Annotated in this window: 12 protein-coding genes; 10 read left to right on the top strand and 2 right to left on the bottom strand. The window is 73.2% G+C overall.

The window, feature by feature from the left end:
* Positions 1–431 precede the first annotated feature (431 nt).
* Complete coding sequence (locus ACFVFR_RS27280; protein ID WP_383706365.1) at positions 432–1,553, top strand: glycosyltransferase family 4 protein; 1,122 nt, start codon at positions 432–434, stop codon at positions 1,551–1,553.
* A 1,532-nt stretch (positions 1,554–3,085) separates the two neighbouring features.
* Entirely contained in the window at positions 3,086–4,867 is a 1,782-nt protein-coding gene (locus tag ACFVFR_RS27285; RefSeq protein ID WP_383706367.1) for an NAD(P)/FAD-dependent oxidoreductase, read from the top strand.
* Between the two features lie 179 nt (positions 4,868–5,046).
* On the opposite strand, the gene ACFVFR_RS27290 is transcribed toward ACFVFR_RS27285, so the two are convergent.
* Together ACFVFR_RS27290 and ACFVFR_RS27295 are read right to left on the bottom strand one after the other, a co-directional pair.
* The gene (locus tag ACFVFR_RS27290; RefSeq protein ID WP_383706369.1) at positions 5,047–6,732 is read right to left on the bottom strand and encodes a PucR family transcriptional regulator; all 1,686 of its coding nucleotides are present in this window, start codon (positions 6,730–6,732) and stop codon (positions 5,047–5,049) included.
* Between the two features lie 10 nt (positions 6,733–6,742).
* On the bottom strand, positions 6,743–8,545 hold the full coding sequence (locus ACFVFR_RS27295; protein WP_383706437.1) for a glycoside hydrolase family 15 protein: 1,803 nt from the start codon (positions 8,543–8,545) through the stop codon (positions 6,743–6,745).
* A 516-nt stretch (positions 8,546–9,061) separates the two neighbouring features.
* Between ACFVFR_RS27295 and ACFVFR_RS27300 the strand changes: the two genes are divergently transcribed.
* The 8 genes from ACFVFR_RS27300 (at position 9,062) to ACFVFR_RS27335 (ending at position 18,651) form a co-directional block, all read left to right on the top strand.
* The gene (locus ACFVFR_RS27300) at positions 9,062–10,726 is read left to right on the top strand and encodes a CTP synthase (RefSeq protein ID WP_383706371.1); all 1,665 of its coding nucleotides are present in this window, start codon (positions 9,062–9,064) and stop codon (positions 10,724–10,726) included.
* Between the two features lie 184 nt (positions 10,727–10,910).
* Positions 10,911–11,537, top strand: coding sequence for an NUDIX domain-containing protein (locus ACFVFR_RS27305; protein WP_383706373.1), 627 nt, complete (start codon positions 10,911–10,913; stop codon positions 11,535–11,537).
* 86 nt (positions 11,538–11,623) lie between these two features.
* The gene (locus ACFVFR_RS27310) at positions 11,624–12,106 is read left to right on the top strand and encodes an RrF2 family transcriptional regulator (RefSeq protein WP_383706375.1); all 483 of its coding nucleotides are present in this window, start codon (positions 11,624–11,626) and stop codon (positions 12,104–12,106) included.
* Between the two features lie 75 nt (positions 12,107–12,181).
* Positions 12,182–12,640 carry a carboxymuconolactone decarboxylase family protein gene (locus ACFVFR_RS27315; RefSeq protein ID WP_383706377.1) on the top strand — a complete coding sequence of 153 codons (459 nt, stop codon included), beginning with the start codon at positions 12,182–12,184 and terminating at the stop codon, positions 12,638–12,640.
* 692 nt (positions 12,641–13,332) lie between these two features.
* The gene (locus ACFVFR_RS27320; RefSeq protein ID WP_383706379.1) at positions 13,333–15,333 is read left to right on the top strand and encodes a tetratricopeptide repeat protein; all 2,001 of its coding nucleotides are present in this window, start codon (positions 13,333–13,335) and stop codon (positions 15,331–15,333) included.
* Between the two features lie 131 nt (positions 15,334–15,464).
* Positions 15,465–16,580, top strand: coding sequence for an alanine dehydrogenase (gene ald / locus ACFVFR_RS27325; protein ID WP_383706438.1), 1,116 nt, complete (start codon positions 15,465–15,467; stop codon positions 16,578–16,580).
* 383 nt (positions 16,581–16,963) lie between these two features.
* Positions 16,964–18,082 carry a ParA family protein gene (locus tag ACFVFR_RS27330; RefSeq protein ID WP_383706381.1) on the top strand — a complete coding sequence of 373 codons (1,119 nt, stop codon included), beginning with the start codon at positions 16,964–16,966 and terminating at the stop codon, positions 18,080–18,082.
* Positions 18,067–18,651, top strand: coding sequence for a hypothetical protein (locus ACFVFR_RS27335; RefSeq protein ID WP_383706383.1), 585 nt, complete (start codon positions 18,067–18,069; stop codon positions 18,649–18,651). The genes ACFVFR_RS27330 and ACFVFR_RS27335 overlap by 16 nt, the downstream gene beginning before the upstream one ends.
* Positions 18,652–18,950: the final 299 nt, after the last annotated feature.

Genomic DNA, 18,950 nt, shown 5'->3' on the forward strand with positions numbered 1-18,950 from the left:
CGGGTGGTGACGCCGGGGGCGTCGGTGGATGTGGCGGTCCGGGGCGGTCGGGGTGCCCGCCACGGACGCGAACTCGCTCGTGTGAGTGAATCCGGCACGGCCCGTACGGCACGCGTGAGCAAAAAGGCGGAAACAGTGGTGCCGCGTCGCCGCCCACTGCTGGCATCCTGAGCGCGGCACGTGCCACACGCGCATGCCCACCGCTTCACCCTCGCCCCACCCCGCAACGCTCCCACGCTCACCCCCGCTCCGCGTCCGAACCCCCGTCCGAAACGACGCTGGCCCGGCCCCCGTGTCGTCAGCGTGCTACGCGCATCACTCACCCTAAATCGCCCTAATCCGCCCCCGGTGGGGCCCGCCCCACCACCGCCCGCCCCCGCCACCCCGCCGTGCCGTCCAGGCCCCGCCGCCGACCGAGGAGCCATGCCCGCGTGAGTCGTATCGTGAGCAGCCCCCCGGCACCCGCGACCGGCCCCGGGGCACCGCACGTGGTGCAGGTGCTCGGGCGGGCGGCGTCCGAGAGTGGCGCCCAGGTCAGATCGCTGACGGCCGGACTGGTCGCACGGGGTCTTCGGGTGACCGTGTGCGGACCGCGCTCCGCCGAGTCGGCGCACGGATTCCGGGCGGCCGGGGCGCGGTTCGTCCCCGTGGAGCCGCACGCCGACGCGGCGGCCCTGGCCACGTTGCGGGCCGTGTGCGCGGACGCGGGCGTCGTCCACGCCCACGGCACCGGGGCCGGCCTCCTCGCCTCGTTCGCCGGCCACGGGGGCGCCGCCCCCCTGGTGGTCACATGGCGGGCACGGCCCCCCGAGCGCGGCCCGCGCGCCCGGCTGCGGATGATGGCGGAGCGGCGCGTGGCGCGCGCCGCCCGCGTCGTCCTCGGCGCCTCGTCCGATCTGCTGGACCAGGCGCGCCAGCGTGGCGCCCGGGATGCCCGGCTCGCGCCGATCGCGGTTCCGGCACCGCCCGCGCCGCCGCTGGAGGAGGACCCGCGTCAGCGCAAGGCGCGAGCCGAACTCGGCGCCGTCGAGCGACCGTTACTCTTCGCCGCCGGCCCGCTCCTGGAGCGGGAGGGGTACGACGTGCTGCTGGACGCGGCCTGGGCCTGGCGTTCCCACGAACCCGCGCCCCTGCTGGTCATCGCGGGGGAGGGGCCGGACCGCGCCCGGCTGCGGCACCGGATCGAGGCCGAGGGGCTGCCCGTGCGGCTGCTCGGACATCGGGAGGATGTGGCTGACCTGCTGGCGGCGGCGGACGTGGCGGTGCTGCCGAGCCGCTGGGCGGCGGGCGGGCGACTGGCGCACGAGGCGCTGCGCGCGGGCGTTCCGCTGGTGGCGACGGCGGTCGGTGGCGTGCCCGAACTCGTGGGGGAGGCCGCTGAGCTGGTCCCCAGCGGCGACGCGCGGGCGCTGGCCCGCGCCGTCCTGGGGTTGCTGGCCGACCCCGACCGCCGCCGGCACCTGGTCGCGGCCGGGCGCGCGCGGGCCACGGAGTGGCCGACCGAGGACGACGCGGTCGCCCACGCGCTCGGCGTCTACGACGAGCTGGCCTGACGCCACTCCGCCCGGACCGCCACGCCGCGCGCCGCCGCGCCCGCCGTACGGGCCCACCCGTCGCGGTGGACGGGCGGCGCCCCGCGGAGCCCGCTCCCGCCCTCGGGCGCGCCGGCCCGCCCCGGACGCGCGGCCACCGGCCCGGCGCGCCCAGGGCGTCTCGCGTCGCCCTCCGCTCCGGTCGGTGCCGAGGCGTACACGGCGCCCGTCGTGCTCGGGTCCGCCGTCCGCGGTGGGCAGCCGGACGACTTCGGGGAGTGGGGAGTGAATGGGGGAAGGGCGCGCTTTACCGGTAAACGCTTTACCGGGCGCGCGTCCGCTGTCGGACCCCGGTCGGGGCACGTGAGGGCGTCTGCGATCGTATGGAGGAATGGGCTCCGCACGATACCGCCCAGCGAGATGCCTTGCGGGGGCAATTTCTTGCGTCCTTGCCGACCGAAGGGGAATTCCGTCGCCCGTCGACAATGCGTGAGTGTGGTGAAAGATTCCGCTTTACGGGATTACGGGTGGTGCGGTCGCAGTGCTGCGGGGCGCGACGTCGATCGGTACGCGGCGCGTGCGGTCAGCTGGCAGGCCAGTAGGTCCGAAGTGGCTCTCCGCTTCTCCTGGTTGAGCCACGGGTGACGGGTGTCCTGTTGGTGCCGGAAATGGGGGTGTCAATTCCGCTCCACGCCGGCGGGGCAGATCTCCGGCGTGTGTTTTTCTTCTATACAGTGGGGATTGGGATCGTCGGAACACCGGGGATTGTGCGAATCGCCGCCGGGCGTACTTAATGTGTGAACGCGGTCCTCCCGTAGCGCGGGAAAGTGTGGTACCCATTTGTTGAGAAGAAATCCAATCGCCAATCCACCGAGAAGAAGCGTCCCGAAAACCCCAGTGTTGTTCTCGCCGTACGCCCCGGTCGCGATCCGGGTGAGAGGCCATCACCGCACCGCCCCTGACGTCAGTGCCGGCCCGCGACGCCGCGTGGTTCCGGCGCCCGGTCGCTGACGACCGCACGGCGCGGGTCGCTCGGCGTACGCGTGAGCACCCCAAGGGGCGGGCCCCTGTTCGCCGCCGGATCGTCGCCGCGTATCCGGCGTCGTGTGCTCCGGAGCCGTGACGGACGCCTGACTCCCACCCCGTTCCGCGACCCACGGCTCCCGGTGGGGCCAGGTCGCGGCCCCACCCCACCCCTGCCCCTGTCGACAGACCCCACCTTCCCCGCGTCCCGCCGCGCCCGGAACCCACCCGGCCGGTGTGCGACGTGCCCCTGGCCGGCCCACCCCCGTCCGCCGGGCTCCCCGGACGCCGTCCTGTCCCCGGAGCGGCGGCTCCGCGCCACGGCCAGCCCGGTGACCACGCTCGCCGGGCCGCCTCGGCCCTCGTGGCCGACGCGCCCATGTGGCGAGGGGAGGGGCCGGGCACGAGGGGAAGGCGCCCAGCACGACCGTTCCGCGACCCTCGCGGCCGACCGCCCCTCGGGCGACGTACTTCAGCACAACCCGTAGCACCGTACGAACAGTTGGAACCGTAAGAGAGGCGAGATCCGAATGAAGCCCTATTACGACGTGGTCATCATGGGTGGCGGGCCTGGTGGCTCGACCCTGGCGGCGCTGCTGATGAAGCAGGGAGGGTTGAGTGTCGCCGTGGTGGAGAAGGAGCACTTTCCCCGGGAGCACATCGGGGAGTCGTTCGCGCATCCGCTCATACCGGTGCTGGAGGAGAGCGGCGCCCTCGACAAGGTCATGGCCAGCGACTGCTGGGTCAAGAAGTACGGCGGGATCTACCACTGGCGCGGCGAGCAGCCGCACGTCGCGTACTTCGACCACGCCAACACCGTCCGGGACGGCGTGCACCGGTTCGCGATGCACGTCAACCGGGCTGAGTTCGACACCATTCTGCTCGATCACGCGGCGGAGACGGGTGCGGAGGTCTTCCAGGGCGCGCAGGTCTCCACGTGTGAGTTGCTGCCGGACGGCAGTGGTCGCGAGGTGGTCCTCAAGGACGGTCGGACCACGCGTACGAGCTGGTTCGTGGACGCCTCGGGGCGGCGGAACAGCATCGTGACGAACAAGAAGCGTGACTGGCTCTCGGGGTACCGCAACATCGCCATCTGGCAGCACTACCTCGGCGGCGAACGCGTCCAGACCCTGGAGGGGGAGTGGAACATCTTCCGGGACAAGGACATCTCGCCCATCGGGTGTTTCGCGTTCCGTGACGGCTGGTGCTGGTACATCCCGGTGCCCAAGATCCTCAACGGCGAGCGCGTGGTCACCCACTCGATCGGCATCGTCACCGACCCGGCCATCCTCAAGCGCTCGGGTTCCGACTACACCGACCCCGAGGTGTTCCTGCGCACCGTCAAGCAGGTCCCCGAACTGGGCAAGCTCATCCAGGACGTGCGGCCGGTCGGCGACCGGATGTTGACGGCCACCAACTACTCGATGATCAACGACCAGTTCGCCAGTCTCGACGAGCGCTGGATACTGCTGGGCGACGCGTCGTACTTCGTGGACCCCCTGTTCTCCTCGGGCGTGGCCTTCGCGACCAACCAGGCCGTGGCCACCGCGACCCTGCTGGGCCAGACGGCCGACCCGGACGTGGCCGAGCGGGACGTCCAGGGCATGTGGCGCGACTACGACACCGAGTGGCACGGCATGGCCGCCACCTTCGCGCTCTCCATCGACCAGTGGTACTACGCCATCGGCCAGAACAACCCCGACAGCATCTACTGGAACAGCCGCGGCAAGCCGGGGGCGTTCGGACTCGACCACGAGCAGACCTTCCACGCGCTGCTCAACACCGCCTTCACTCCCGACCTGCTCCAGATCCTCGCCGCCGGCGAGGGCATGGCGGGCCTGGACATCGACGGCCCCTTCATGAGCGAGTACGCCAAGGCGCACGCGCTGGACCTGAGCGCGGAGACCGAGGTGAGTCTGGCGGCCGGGGTCACGGTCACGGCCGGGCCGGGCTTGGATGTGCCCGGGTTCAAGGCGGCCATTCCGCCGGACCCGGATCTGATGAGTGCCGAGGAGCAGGCGGGGGCCGCGCAGTACTGGACCGACCCGGTGCGGTACGCGGACAGCACACCCTCCTCGCTGGGCCGCACGCTGCCCTGCCACCGCTTCTCCTTCCCGGACGACGCGGACCGCGCCCCCGTACGCGGCGTGGACACCTGGGACAGCGCGGCCGAGATCGCCGACCGACTCGGCAAGGGTCCGCTGAGGTGGCAGGACCTCATCCAGTCGCTGGACGGCGGCGGCCAGCGGTTCCTGCGCCGCCTGCTGCACGCCGGCATGCTCGACCTGAGCGGCGCGAGCAAGGCCGCCTAGCCGGCGACCCCTCCGGGCCCGCCCGCGCCGCGAGCCGCCCCGACGGCGGCCGCCGGCCCGGGCGGGCCCACCCCGCGCGCCCTCCTCGACGTCCGCGCGGCGGCCCCGAGCTAGGTGCGGGCCCACCCCGCGCGCCGCCCGGGGCCACCCGGCCGGGCCGCCGGAGCGGCGGTGGCGGGCTAGGGCAGGTGGCGGCGGGCCTGGAGGGCCAGGCTGAGGGCGAGCACGGTGCGTGGTTCGTCCAGGTCGGCGCCCAGCAGGCGGGTGACGCGGGCCAGCCGGTCGTAGAGGGTCTGCCGGTTCACGTGCAGGGCGCGTGCCGTCTCCGCCTTGCGGCCCGCGTGCGCCAGATACGCCTGAAGCGTCGGCAGCAGCGGCGGCCGGGCCGTCTGGTCGTGCAGCAGCAGCGGGCCGAGCATCCGGTGCGCGAAGGCCGCGAGGTCGCCGTGTTCACGCAGTCGCCACAGCAACAGGTCGACTTCCAGGCCGCGTACGTCGTGCCACGAGCGCTCCGGCAGGTCGCGGGCCGCGCTCACCGCCGACGCCGCGTGCCGCAGCTCCGCCCCGACGGCCTGCCAGTCACCCGCGAGGCCGACCACGATCACCGGCGGCCCCGAGCGGGCCGCGCGGTGGCCCAGGGCCGGCGCGCGCTCGGGCCAGGCCCGCTCCACGCCGGCCCGCAGCGCGTCCGCTACCCGCTCGGCGACCGCCGCCCGCTCCTCCGCCCCGCGCAGTCCCACCAGCAGCGGAACCCGCGCCTCCGGCAGTCGTACGCCCAGCAGCACCGGCGCCCCCACGGCGGCCAACTCCGCGCGCAACGCGGCGGCCAGCGCCGCCCAGTGGTCCCCGCCGTCGAGCGGGGCCGCGGTGGGCAAGCCCATGATCACCGGCAGGAGCGGGCCCTCGCCCGGTCGGAAGCCCAACACGCGGGCCTGCGCGGGGGCGTCCGCCGGCGCGATGCGCTCCTCGGCCAGATCGGTGAGGAAGTCGCCCCGGCCCCGCGCGGCGAGCTCCTCCTCCTGCCGGTCCTGGAGCAACACCAGGGCCAGCAGCGCGGCCGTGCGTTCGGCCGCGATCCGGTGCACCGGCCCGAGCGGCCCGGCCGTCGGCAGCACCACCAGGCGGGCCCGCACCGCGCCCGGTCCGGGGCCTCCGCCGGGTACCTCGACCAGCACGCTGCCGGCGGGCGGGTGCGGCGCCTGCTGCCCACGCGCCGTGTCGCCGGTGGCGCCGGGGCGTCGGGCACGCAGCCCGTCCCAGATCTGGAGCGGGTCGGCCAGCTGCGGCCTGCCCGTGGGGCCCGCCGCGTACAGCAGCCGCCCGTCCACGGTCTCCAGGAAGACCGGGTTGTCCGCGAACCGGGCGAACCGTCGCAGGATCTCCGGCACCCCGCCGCCGCGCAGCCGCACCTCCGTGCACTGTCGGTGCACCTCGTCGGCCTGACGCAGCAACGCGTAGTGCGCGTTGACCAGTTCGGTGTGGATCTCCTCGGTGACCGCCACGAACGGCACCTCGCGGTGGAGCTGGACCAGCGGCAGACCCAGCGAGCGGGCCGTGTCCACGACGGCGGCGGGCAACGCGGTGAACCGCGAGCCCAGCTCCACCACCAGCGCGGCGATGCCGCGCTCGGCCAACGTGCGGACGTAGGCGCGCTGTTCGGCCGCGCGGCGGCCCAGCCCGATCCCCGTCGTCAGCAGCAGCTCGCCCCCCTTGAGCAGGGTGGCGATACGCGGCGTCTCGCCCGCGTGCACCCAGCGCACCGGGCGGCCCAGCTCCTCGCTGGCGGTGAGGATCTCCGGCAGGCCGCGCCGCAGCGCGGGCAGCTCCAGCGCCCGCGCCACGGTGATGGTGCCGGGCTCGGACACCGCGCCGGGCTCAGCCGCCGTAGGCTCCGGAGGCCGTGAGCCGCAGCGCCGTGTCGATCAGCGGCACGTGGCTGAAGGCCTGCGGGAAGTTGCCCACCTGGCGCTTGAGCCTGGGGTCCCACTCCTCGGCGAGCAGGCCCAGGTCGTTGCGCAGGGCCAGCAGGCGCTCGAAGAGCTTGCGGGCCTCGTCCACCCGGCCGATCATGGCCAGGTCGTCGGCCATCCAGAACGAGCAGGCCAGGAAGGCGCCCTCGTCGCCGGGCAGGCCGTCCAGGTTGTCGTCGCCGCTGCTGGTCGGGTAGCGCATGATGAACCCGTCCGGGGTGGACAGTTCGCGCTGGATGGCCTCGATGGTGCCGATCACCCGCTTGTCGTCCGGCGGCAGGAAGCCCATCTGCGGGATGAGCAGCAGCGAGGCGTCCAGCTCCTTGGAGCCGTAGGACTGCGTGAAGGTGTTGCGCTCCTTGTCGTAACCCCGCTCGCACACGTCGCGGTGGATGGCGTCGCGCATCTCGCGCCAGCGCTCCAACGGGCCGTCCACGTCGCCCGCTTCGATGAGCTTGATGGTGCGGTCCACCGCGACCCAGGCCATCACCTTGGAGTGCACGAAGTGCCGGCGCGGGCCGCGCACCTCCCAGATGCCCTCGTCGGGCTCGTACCAGTGCTTCTCCAGGTAGCTGATCAGCTTGAGCTGGAGGACGCTGGCGTAGTCGTTGCGGGCCAGGCCCGTCATGTGCGCCAGGTGCAGGGCCTCGGTGACCTCGCCGTAGACGTCGAGCTGGAGCTGACCGGCCGCGCCGTTGCCCACCCGCACCGGCTGCGAGCCCTCGTACCCCGGAAGCCAGGGCAACTCGGTCTCGCCCAGCTCCCGTTCGCCCGCGATGCCGTACATGATCTGGAGGTTCTCCGGGTCGCCCGCCACCGCCCGCAGCAGCCACTCGCGCCAGGCCCGCGCCTCGTCGCGGTAGCCGGTGCGCAGCAGCGAGGACAGCGTGATGGCCGCGTCCCGCAGCCAGGTGAAGCGGTAGTCCCAGTTGCGTACGCCCCCGACCTCCTCGGGCAGCGAGGTCGTCGGCGCGGCGACGATGCCGCCGGTGGGCGCGTACGTCAGGGCCTTGAGCGTGATCAGCGAGCGGACCACGGCGTCCCGGTAGGGGCCGTGGTAGGTGCAGTGCTCCACCCACTCGCGCCAGAAGTCCTCGGTCGCCTCCAGCGCCGCCTCCGGCTCGGGCAGCGCGGGCGCCTCCCTGTGCGAGGGCTGCCAGCTGATCGTGAAGGCGATGCGCTCACCGGGCGAGACGGTGAAGTCGGAGTAGGTGGTCAGGTCCCTGCCGTAGGTCTCCGCGCTGGTGTCGTGCCACACCGAGTCGGGCCCGGCGACGGCCACCGTGCGTCCCTCCACCTTGCGCACCCACGGCACCACGCGGCCGTACGAGAAGCGCATACGCAGCTCGGAGCGCATCGGGACGCGCCCGCTGACGCCCTCCACGATGCGGATGAGCTGCGGCGCGCCGTCGCGCGGCGGCATGAAGTCGATGACGCGGACGGTGCCGCGCGGGGTGTCCCACTCCGATTCCAGGACCAGGGAGTCCCCGCGGTAGCGGCGCCGGTCGGCGTGCGGCGCGGCGGCGTCGGCCGGGTGGGCCGGGCCCAGTCGCCAGAAGCCGTGCTCCTCGGTGCCCAACAGCCCCGCGAAGATGGCGTGGGAGTCGAAGCGGGGCAGACACAGCCAGTCGGCACTGCCGTCCCGGTTGATCAAGGCGGCGGTCTGCATATCGCCAATGAGTGCGTAGTCTTCGATGCGCCCGGCCACGTGCATCCCCATTCGAACGGCCAACTCGCCCCGCAGGGCATCTTGCGGTCTTGCGGTTTTGGATCTTGGACGAGCTGGTGCTCCGGAGGCAAACGGGGTTTGGTGCCACACCGGTCGGCTCGCAGCGTGCGTCCGTGCAGGATACGTGCCACGGGCCTGATCCGTGGGAAGAGTCCCACATGGTGGCCGCTCCCTGGTGCGCCGATCGGGTGGTGAGGTATTGGGGGGTGCGGACACCGTGTGTGCGCCGTGTGCGCCCCTTGTCGAGGGCCGGGGCACTCGCGCAGGTCAGGGAGTTCCCGGACAGTCTGTTCCGGAAGCGGTGGCGGTGCCTTCGGGAGCGGCGACCCCGGCGCGCTGATAGCCTGGTATCCCGTGGAAACCGGTGGGAACCCCAGCGACATTTCGGGTGACCCCGGACCGCAGCGACGGCTTGGCCCGACTTCGGGACGCCGCCGGCCGCACCTCACCTCGCGATCCCACGGGAGCCCCCTCTTGGCACTGCCACCCACATCCATGACGACCAAGCACATCTTCGTCACCGGGGGTGTCGCCTCCTCCCTCGGCAAGGGGCTGACGGCCTCCAGTCTGGGTGCGCTGCTGAAGGCGCGGGGCCTGCGGGTCACCATGCAGAAGCTCGACCCCTACCTGAACGTCGACCCCGGCACGATGAACCCGTTCCAGCACGGCGAGGTCTTCGTCACCAACGACGGCGCCGAGACGGACCTGGACATCGGCCACTACGAGCGCTTCCTCGACGTCGACCTCGACGGCTCGGCCAACGTCACCACCGGCCAGGTCTACTCGCAGGTCATCGCCAAGGAGCGGCGCGGCGAGTACCTGGGCGACACCGTGCAGGTCATCCCGCACATCACCAACGAGATCAAGCACCGCATCCGGCGCATGGCCACCGACGACGTCGACGTGGTGATCACCGAGGTCGGCGGCACGGTCGGCGACATCGAGTCGCTCCCGTTCCTGGAGACCGTGCGCCAGGTGCGCCACGAGGTCGGTCGGGACAACGTCTTCGTCGTCCACATCTCGCTGCTGCCCTACATCGGCCCCTCCGGCGAGCTCAAGACCAAGCCCACCCAGCACTCGGTGGCGGCGCTGCGCAACATCGGCATCCAGCCGGACGCCATCGTGCTGCGCGCCGACCGGCACGTGCCCACCGCGATCAAGCGCAAGATCTCGCTGATGTGCGACGTGGACGAGGCGGCCGTGGTCGCGGCCATCGACGCCAAGTCGATCTACGACATCCCCAAGGTGCTGCACACCGAGGGCCTGGACGCCTACGTCGTCCGCAAGCTGGACCTGCCCTTCCGCGACGTCGACTGGACCACCTGGGACGACCTGCTGGACCGCGTGCACAACCCCGACCACGAGGTGACGGTCGCCCTGGTCGGCAAGTACATCGACCTGCCCGACGCCTACCTGTCGGTGACCGAGGCCATCCGCGCCGGCGGCTTCGCCAACAAGGCGCGCGTCAAGGTCAAGTGGGTCACCTCCGACGACTGCACCAGCCAGGCCGGCGCCCACAAGGAGCTCGGCGACGTGGACGCGGTCGTCATCCCCGGCGGCTTCGGCGAGCGCGGCGTCAACGGCAAGGTCGGCGCCATCCGCTACGCCCGCGAGGCCGGCATCCCGCTGCTCGGCCTGTGCCTGGGCCTGCAGTGCATCGTCGTGGAGGCCGCGCGCAACCTGGCCGGCATCGGCGGCGCCAACTCCACCGAGTTCGAGCCCGCCGCCACCGACCCGGTCATCTCCACCATGGCCGAGCAGCTCGACATCGTCGCCGGCGAGGGCGACATGGGCGGCACCATGCGCCTTGGCATGTACCCGGCCAAGCTCGCCGAGGGTTCCATCGTCCGCGAGGTCTACGCCGACCAGCCCTACGTCGAGGAGCGGCACCGGCACCGCTACGAGGTCAACAACGCCTACCGGGCCGAGCTGGAGAAGAAGGCCGGAGTCGTCTTCTCCGGCACCTCGCCCGACAACAAGCTGGTCGAGTACGTCGAGTACCCGCGCGAGGTCCACCCCTACCTGGTCGGCACCCAGGCCCACCCGGAGCTGCGTTCGCGCCCCACCCGCCCGCACCCGCTCTTCGCCGGCCTGGTCAAGGCCGCCGTCGAGCGCCAGCGGGCCACGGCCGAGCAGCCGGCCCCGGAGGTCGAGGGCTAGAGCGCCTCGTCACCACGCCGCGCCCGACCGATACGGTTGCCGGGGTACGCGCCTGTCAGCGGGCTCGTACCCCGGTGGCGTACCCGGGCGACGGGCCCGACCGGCCCGCTCGTGCCACCGGCCGCTTCGCCAGGGCCCGTACGGCCCGTACCGCACAGCACCGCCAGCTCAGGAAGGCGTACAGATGGGCATCAGGGACACCGCCGAGGAATGGCGGGTCGTGGCGACCCGCACGCCGTTCGCCGGCGTCAAGACCAGCGTCCGCTCGGACGAGGTCGTCATGCCCGACGGGGCCACCGCCGTCCGCGACTACCAGGTCCACCCCGGTTCGGTGGCCGTCCTCGCCCTCGACGACGAGGACCGCGTCCTGGTCCTGCGCCAGTACCGGCACCCGGTGCGTCAGCGCCTGTGGGAGATCCCGGCCGGCCTGCTCGACGTGCCCGGCGAGAACCCGCTGCACGCGGCCCAGCGCGAGCTGTACGAGGAGGCGCACGTCAAGGCCGAGGACTGGCGGGTGCTGACCGACATCTACACCACGCCCGGCGGCTGCGACGAGTCCGTACGGATCTTCCTGGCGCGGCAGATCTCGGACGTCGAGGGCGAGCGCTTCGAGGTCTCCGGCGAGGAGGCCGACATGGAGTTCGCCCGCGTCCCGGCCACCGAGCTGGCCCGCGGCGCCCTCGCCGGCGACCTGCACAACAACGCGCTCGTGGTCGGCGTGCTCGCGCTGCTCGCCGCGCGGGCCGGCGACGGACTGGACGCGCTGCGCCCCGCCGACGCGCCCTGGCCGGCCCGCCCGTTCGACGCCTGAGGGGCACCGGGGCCGCCCGGTGGCGATCACCGGGCGGCCCCGGCCTCGCGGTTGATTCTGCTGATCCTGGATGTTTAATATCGAGTATGCAGATGAGTGAGGGTGTCGAGTGGGCCCTGCACAGCTGCCTCAACCTCGCCTGGGCGGAGCACCAAGCCGTGCCGGCGCGGAAGCTGGCGGCGTTCTACGACCTGCCGCCGGCGTATCTGAACCGGCAGCTGCAGGCGCTGGCGCGGGCCGGCATCGTCACGTCGACCTCCGGGCCGCGTGGCGGCTTCCGGCTCGCGCGGGCGCCGGAGCGGATCACTCTCCTCGACGTCGTGGTCGCGATCGAAGGCGGACGGGACGCCTTCCGATGCCAGCAGATCATGCGCGACGGGCCCGGCGGTCGTTCGGAGGTCGACTACCGCGAGCACTGCCTGGTCTCCCAGGCGATGAGTCGGGCCGAGTTGGCCTGGCGGCGGGAGCTCGCCGCCCAGACGCTCGCCGACATCAAGGGCTCGGTCGAGGACAAGCACCCCGACGCGCCACGGATGGCGCGGAACCGCCTGGCCCAACCCGTCAACTGAACCCCGGTGAGCCGTGGGTTCGTTTGACGCGACCCATAACCTGAACATTATTTGTTCAGAAACGAAAGGATCGAGATGCGGCAACCTCGCATGGCGAACGTGTACAAGGCCGCCAAGGGCGGCTACCAGGCCCTGTCCGCGATGGAGGAGTTCCTCCACGACAGCCCTGTCGCCGACGACGTACTGGAACTGGTCCGCCTGCGCGTCAGCCAGATCAACGGCTGTGCGGTCTGTGTCGACCTGCACGCACACCGGGCCAGCGGCGCGGGCGAGACCAACGAACGGCTGTGGGCGGTCGCCGCGTGGCGGGACACCCCGTTCTTCACCGACCAGGAACGCGCCGCGCTGGCGCTCGCGGAGGCGGTCACGCGGATAGCGGACGACTCCGAGGGCGTGTCCGACGAGGTGTGGGACACCGCCGCCAGCCACTTCGCCCCGGACGCGCTCGCCGCCCTCGTGATGGCCATCGCGTCGGTGAACGCCTGGAACCGTGTGAACGTCGCCGCCGGGCTGGTGGCCGGCTCCTTCCGGTAGGGGCCCGACCCGCCCCGGGGACCCCCCGGGACGAGGGGCGCCCGCGTCGGCGGGTGCCCCGCCCGGCGCCCCGGGCGCCGGGCCCGACGGGCCCCGGGCGGCGTCACCCTGACGGCTCGACAGGAGGCCGCGACGACCTCGCGAGGGGCCGTGCCCCGCCGTCGATCCGATCAGGTGACGTCGCGGGCCCGCCGCCCGCCGGGGCCGCCCGCCGCACGGGGAGCGGTGAACTACGCTCGTCTCGCCCGGCCGCGCCCGCGTCGGGCGCATGCGCAGGACTGGGTCTCCCCGCGCGCGACGGGGAATAAGGAGCGTGGCCCGTGGCGGAGCAGGCGGCGGACGACACCCGGGGCGACGTCCCGCCGGAGGAGCCGGAGACACCACGGTCACCGGCGCCGCCCGGGAGCATACGAACCCCGAGGCCCGACCCCGCCCCGACCACCGAGGAGCCGCCCCCCGCACCGGCCCGCCCGCCGGCGGTCGGGCCCGCGTCGGACGCGCCCGGGGCGCCCACGGCGGACCCGTCCGCGCCCAAGGCGACCGCGTCCCAGCCGTCCGCACCGGCCGCCGGGCCCGCCGGCGGACCACCGAGCCGCTTCACCGGGCGCCGCGCCGAGCTGGCCTCGCTGCGCGCCGACATCGACCGGACCGGCCTCGACACCCTGGCCGGCCGCAAGGCCCCACGGAGCCGGGTGCTGCTCATCGCGGGCCGACCGGGCTCGGGCCGTACGGCGCTCGCCGAGGCGTTCGTCGCCCGCGTCGCCGACCGCTACCCCAGCGGCGTGCTGCGCGCCGGGCTGACCACGCCCGACGGTGTCGCCGTGCCCGTGGCGCGGGCCGCCCGCGACCTGCTCAGCGCGCTCGGCGTGCACGCGCCGCCGGGCGCCGACGAGGACGAGCTGACCGAGGCGCTGCGCGCCGCCCTCGCCGGGCGGCGCGCACTGCTGCTCCTGGACGACGCCGACAGCGCCGAACAGGTCGACGCCCTGGTACCCGACGCGCCCGACTGCCTGGTCCTGGTGGTCAGCCAGGGCCCGCTGACCGGGGTGCCCGACGTGCGCCCGTGCACCGTGGGCGGCCTGGACGGCCCGGCCGCCACCGCACTGCTCACCCAGTACGCCGGGCCCACCCGGATCACCGTCGACCCGGTCGCGGCCCGCTCCGTCGTCGAGGAGTGCGGCGCCCAGCCCGCCGCCCTCGCCCTGGTCGGCGGCTGGCTCGCGGCCCACCCCATGGCCTCGGTCTCCGACGCCCTGACGCGCCTGCGCGAGCTGCCGGCCGACGCCGCGACCGAACAGTCGGGGCGCCCGCTGGCCCGCGCCCTGCACCTGGCCCACGCCGCACTGCCCCCGCGCGCGGCCCACCTGCTGCGACTGCTCGCGCTGGCCCCCGGCGGCTGGGCCGACGCCCACACCGCCTCGGCCCTCGCCGGCTGCTCCGTCCAGAGCGCGCGCGAGACGCTGGCCGACTTCCTGGACCACGGGCTGCTGCGCCCGCTGCCCCCCGAGGGCGCCGCGCGCACGGGCGCCACGGACGTGATGCCGCGGCGCTACCAGGTCCCCGGCTGTCTGATGCCCGGCCTGACCGCGCTGGTCCGTGAGCACGAGCGGGCCGCCGAGCTGGAGCTGGCCCGGGCCCGGATGCTGGAGCGTTCCGTACGGCTGCTGCGCTCGGCCCATCTGGCCGCGGCCCCCGACGACGAGGCCAAGGAGCGGCAGAGCGCCGAGCTGCCCGCCACGCTGCGCTTCCCCGACCGGGCCGAGGCCGCCCGGTGGCTGGGCTCGCGGCGGCCCGCGCTGCTGGCCGCCGCCCGGCTGGCGGCCGGCGACGGCGGTCTCGACACGCTGGCCAGGCGCCTGCTGTCGGCGCTGACCCACGCGCTGGCCGCGCACCGGGGCCCCGTGGGCGCCGCGCCCGAGCTGTACGAGCTGCACACGTTGGCGCTGGAGGTGGCCGAGCGCCGGGACCTGCCGCTGGAGCGGGCGGCGGCGCTGCTCAACCTCGGCGACCTGGACGCGCGGGCCCAGCGCGCCGACGCGGCCCTGGCCCGCTACCGGGGGGCGCTCAAGGCCGCGCGGGTGGCCGACGACGCGTACTCCGTCGGGCGCTCCCTGGAGTCCATCGGCGCCACCTACCAGGGGCTGGGGGACTGGGACCGCGCCGCCGACTGGTACCGGCGGGCCCTGGAGCTGCGTCTGCCCCGGCGCGAGCTGGGCGACCAGGCGCGGCTGTACGGGCGGCTGGGCACGGTGCACGCCTGCGCCGGCCGCTGGAGCGAGGGCCTGCGCGGCTGGCGGGCCTCGGCGGCGGCGTACCGCAGGTCCGGCGACCGGGCCGGGTACGCGCGGGCGCTGAGCGAGGTGGCGCGGGTGCTGGAGTACGCGGGGCGCCCGCGCGAGGCGGCGCGGACCTGCCAGGAGGCGCTGGAGCACGCGCAGGGGACGCGGGACGCGCGGGTGCTGGTGGCGGTGCGGCTGCGGTTCGCGGACATTCTGGGCCGGCTCGGCGACCACGCGGGCGCGCGGGCGCAGCGGCGGGAGGTCGATCGCTTCCTGGGAGTGCGAAATCCGCACAGCCTACCGGTAGCCGCTCAAGCCGTACCGGAGGCCGAAGCGGAGGACGCTGGAGAACCCATCTCAAGCGACACGCCAGACTCGACCTGCGAAACCAGCGGCACTTCCCGGCAGGTTTGATGCAATGCAAGGCTAGACAGCGCGACATCCTTCATTAGACTGGGATTACGGCGACCGCCACGGTCGTTTCCGGTATGCACGCGCATGACCGATTTTGCCCGGAAAACCCAGAGTCAAGGACCGTGATCGACGTGAAGGTCGGCATCCCCCGCGAGGTCAAGAACAACGAGTTCCGGGTGGCCATCACCCCCGCTGGCGTGCACGAGCTCGTGCGCCATGGCCACCAGGTCTTCATCGAGCAGGGCGCCGGCCTGGGCTCCTCGATCACGGACGAGGAGTACACCGGCGCCGGTGCGAGCATCCTCGGCACCGCCGACGAGGTGTGGGCCACCGCCGACCTGCTGCTCAAGGTCAAGGAGCCGATCGCGGAGGAGTACCACCGTCTCCGCAAGGACCAGACGCTCTTCACCTACCTGCACCTGGCCGCCTCCCGCGAGTGCACGGACGCCCTGCTGGAGTCCGGCACCACCGCCATCGCGTACGAGACCGTGGAGACCGCGGGTCGCCAGCTCCCGCTGCTGGCCCCGATGTCCGAGGTCGCCGGGCGTATCGCCCCGCAGGTCGGCGCCTACCACCTGATGCGCTCGGCCGGCGGCCGTGGCGTGCTGCCGGGCGGCGTTCCCGGCGTGCAGGCCGGCAAGGCCGTCGTCATCGGCGGCGGCGTCTCCGGCTGGAACGCCACGCAGATCGCGGTCGGCATGGGCTTCCACGTCACCCTGCTCGACAAGGACATCAACAAGCTGCGCGAGGCCGACAAGGTCTTCGGCACCAAGGTGCAGACGATCGCCTCCAACGCGTACGAGCTGGAGCGCGCGGTCCTCGACGCCGACCTGGTGATCGGCGCCGTCCTCATCCCGGGCGCCAAGGCCCCGAAGCTCGTCACCAACGAGCTCGTCTCCCGGATGAAGCCCGGAAGTGTACTTGTCGACATTGCGATCGACCAGGGTGGCTGCTTCGAGGACTCGCACCCCACGACGCACGCCGAGCCGACCTTCCCGGTCCACAACTCGGTCTTCTACTGCGTCGCCAACATGCCCGGCGCGGTGCCCAACACCTCCACCCACGCGCTCACCAACGCCACGCTGCCCTACATCGTGGAGCTGGCCAACCGTGGCTGGCGCGAGGCGCTCCAGCGCGACCCCGCGCTCGCCAAGGGCCTCAACACGCATAAGGGCCAGGTCGTTTACGGCCCGGTCGCCGAGGCGCACGGCCTCGCCGCCGTCGAACTGAGCACCCTGCTCGGCTAGATCGGCACCGAACACAGCAACACCGCACCCGTGGCCGGGCCTTGTCGAGCGGCGAGGTCCGGCCACGTGTGTGCGCGGCGCGCCCGGGGAACCACGCGATCCGGTGCCGTGTCAACTTGCCTTGAACACAACTTTTTAGCCGCTATGGGCGGCTGCGAATCCTCGATGCGGAGCCCCATCCACCCTTGACATCCGGGTGTTCCCTTGCCGACACATCGGGCCTGGTCCGGCGGATTGTGTTGCTGCGAACCGCCGACACGCCATAGAGTCGCCAATCGTCGGCATGGTGTCACGCTGACCAATCGAGAAGTTTCCTGGTCACCAAGGAGGTAGGACGACTTGTGGTTGAGTCGACATTTTCTCCCGGGGGTGGTCAACCAGGAATGGGTGCGCGGGGCCAGAGTCCCTCGGAGCAACGGGCTGTCGGCTCCGTTGCGGTCCACACCTTCGCTGCCCACCAGAGCATGACGAGAGCCCACCAGAGCATGGACGGCCAACACGTGAACGCCATGGCCGGCGAGCAGGGCGGAACCGACCCCGCGACCTTCGCCGACTACGACGCAATGCCCGAAGGGCGCTTCTACGACCCCGACGCCGAGTACGAGCCCGATCCCGAGTACGCGGCCACCCTCGCGCCCGACGCGGCCCGTCAGCGCCGCGAGCGCATCGGCCCCACGGGACGCCCGCTGCCGTACTTCCCGATCCCGGGACCGCTCACCGAGCACGGCCCCGCGAAGATCATCGCGATGTGCAACCAGAAGGGCGGGGTGGGCAAGACCACCTCGACCATCAACCTGGGCGCCGCGCTCGCGGAGTACGGCCGTCGCGTGCTGCTCGTGGACTTCGACCCGCAGGGCGCCCTGTCGGTCGGCCTCGGCGTGAACCCGATGGAGCTCGACCTCACCGTCTACAACCTGCTCATGGAGCGGGGCATGTCGGCCGACGAGGTGCTCCTGAAGACGGCCGTGCCCAACATGGACCTGCTGCCGAGCAATATCGACTTGTCGGCGGCCGAGGTGCAGCTGGTCAGTGAGGTGGCCCGCGAGTCCACCCTCCAGCGGGCACTCAAGCCCCTGCTGGCCGACTACGACTACATCGTCATCGACTGCCAGCCCTCGCTCGGCCTGCTGACCGTGAACGCGCTCACCGCCGCGCACAAGGTCATCGTCCCGCTGGAGTGCGAGTTCTTCGCGCTGCGCGGCGTGGCGCTGCTCACCGAGACGATCGAGAAGGTCCAGGAGCGGCTCAACCCCGACCTGGAGCTGGACGGCATCCTCGCCACGATGTACGACTCCCGCACGGTGCACAGCCGTGAGGTGCTCGCGCGCGTCGTCGAGGCGTTCGACGACCACGTCTACCACACGGTCATCGGCCGCACCGTGCGCTTCCCCGAGACGACGGTCGCCGGCGAGCCGATCACCACGTACGCGTCCAACTCCGTCGGTGCCGCCGCCTATCGCCAGCTTGCCAGGGAGGTGCTCGCCCGGTGTCCCGCCGAGTGAGTCTGCCCGGCGCCGACGAGCTGTTCCGCACCACCGGAGGCACCGCCCTGCAGGCGTCCTCACCGCGCCGCCAGGCCGGCGGCGAGGAGCGGGTAGCGCCCGCCGACAGCCGGGGCCGGGTGCCGGCCCCGGCGTCCGAGGGGGACGCCGAGGCGGCCCGACGCGCGACGGAGTCCGACGAGCGGACCGGTGGGGCCGCGCACGAGGGGCGGGACGAGCGCGAGAATGGCCAGGAGCCGTCCGGCGAGCGCCGTACGGCGGCCACCTCCGACCGGCCCAAGGGACGCCAGGCACAGGACGGCCCGACCCCGCCCGCGCAGGCGCGCCGTCGCGGCCGGGCCTCGGGGCGCCGGCCCAGCGGCCGGGAACGGCACGACGAGAAGATCACGGTCTACGTCTCCGCCGAGGAGCTCATGGACCTGGAGCACGCGCGCCTGGTGCTGCGCGGCGAACACGGCCTGGCCGTGGACCGGGGGCGCATCGTCCGCGAGGCGGTCGCGGTCGTCCTCGCCGACCTGGAGTCACGCGGCGACGCGAGCATCCTCGTACGCCGACTGCGCGGTCGCTGACCGGCGCGCAGATCCCGCACATCGCAGGGTGACGGCGGTAACCTGCCCGCTCGTACGGGCCTTTTGCCCGCCCCCGCACCTTGGAACCCCATGCCCCCGAACGACGACCCCACCCCGGCCACCCCGCCCCGCACCCCACGCCGGAGCCTTGGCCGGGGTCCGGGCGCGCGTGCGGGCAGCCCCGCGACGCCACTGACCCCCGGGTTCGCCGAGCCGGCGCCGGAGGGCGTGGGAGGACGGGCCGACCCTCCCGGTCCGGCCAGTCCGTACGCGGGCGCCGAGGAGGCCACCGCACCCCC

The sequence above is a fragment of the Streptomyces sp. NPDC057702 genome, from assembly GCF_042799315.1.
GTDB lineage: Bacteria > Actinomycetota > Actinomycetes > Streptomycetales > Streptomycetaceae > Streptomyces.

Bases quoted from the DNA above. Each gene is read 5' to 3' on its own strand.
- ACFVFR_RS27285 (WP_383706367.1), top strand. From the start codon at position 3,086: ATGAAGCCCTATTACGACGTGGTCATCATGGGTGGCGGGCCTGGTGGC.
- ACFVFR_RS27300 (WP_383706371.1), top strand. From the start codon at position 9,062: ATGACGACCAAGCACATCTTCGTCACCGGGGGTGTCGCCTCCTCCCTC.
- ACFVFR_RS27305 (WP_383706373.1), top strand. From the start codon at position 10,911: ATGGGCATCAGGGACACCGCCGAGGAATGGCGGGTCGTGGCGACCCGC.
- ACFVFR_RS27310 (WP_383706375.1), top strand. From the start codon at position 11,624: ATGCAGATGAGTGAGGGTGTCGAGTGGGCCCTGCACAGCTGCCTCAAC.
- ACFVFR_RS27315 (WP_383706377.1), top strand. From the start codon at position 12,182: ATGCGGCAACCTCGCATGGCGAACGTGTACAAGGCCGCCAAGGGCGGC.
- ACFVFR_RS27330 (WP_383706381.1), top strand. From the start codon at position 16,964: ATGGGTGCGCGGGGCCAGAGTCCCTCGGAGCAACGGGCTGTCGGCTCC.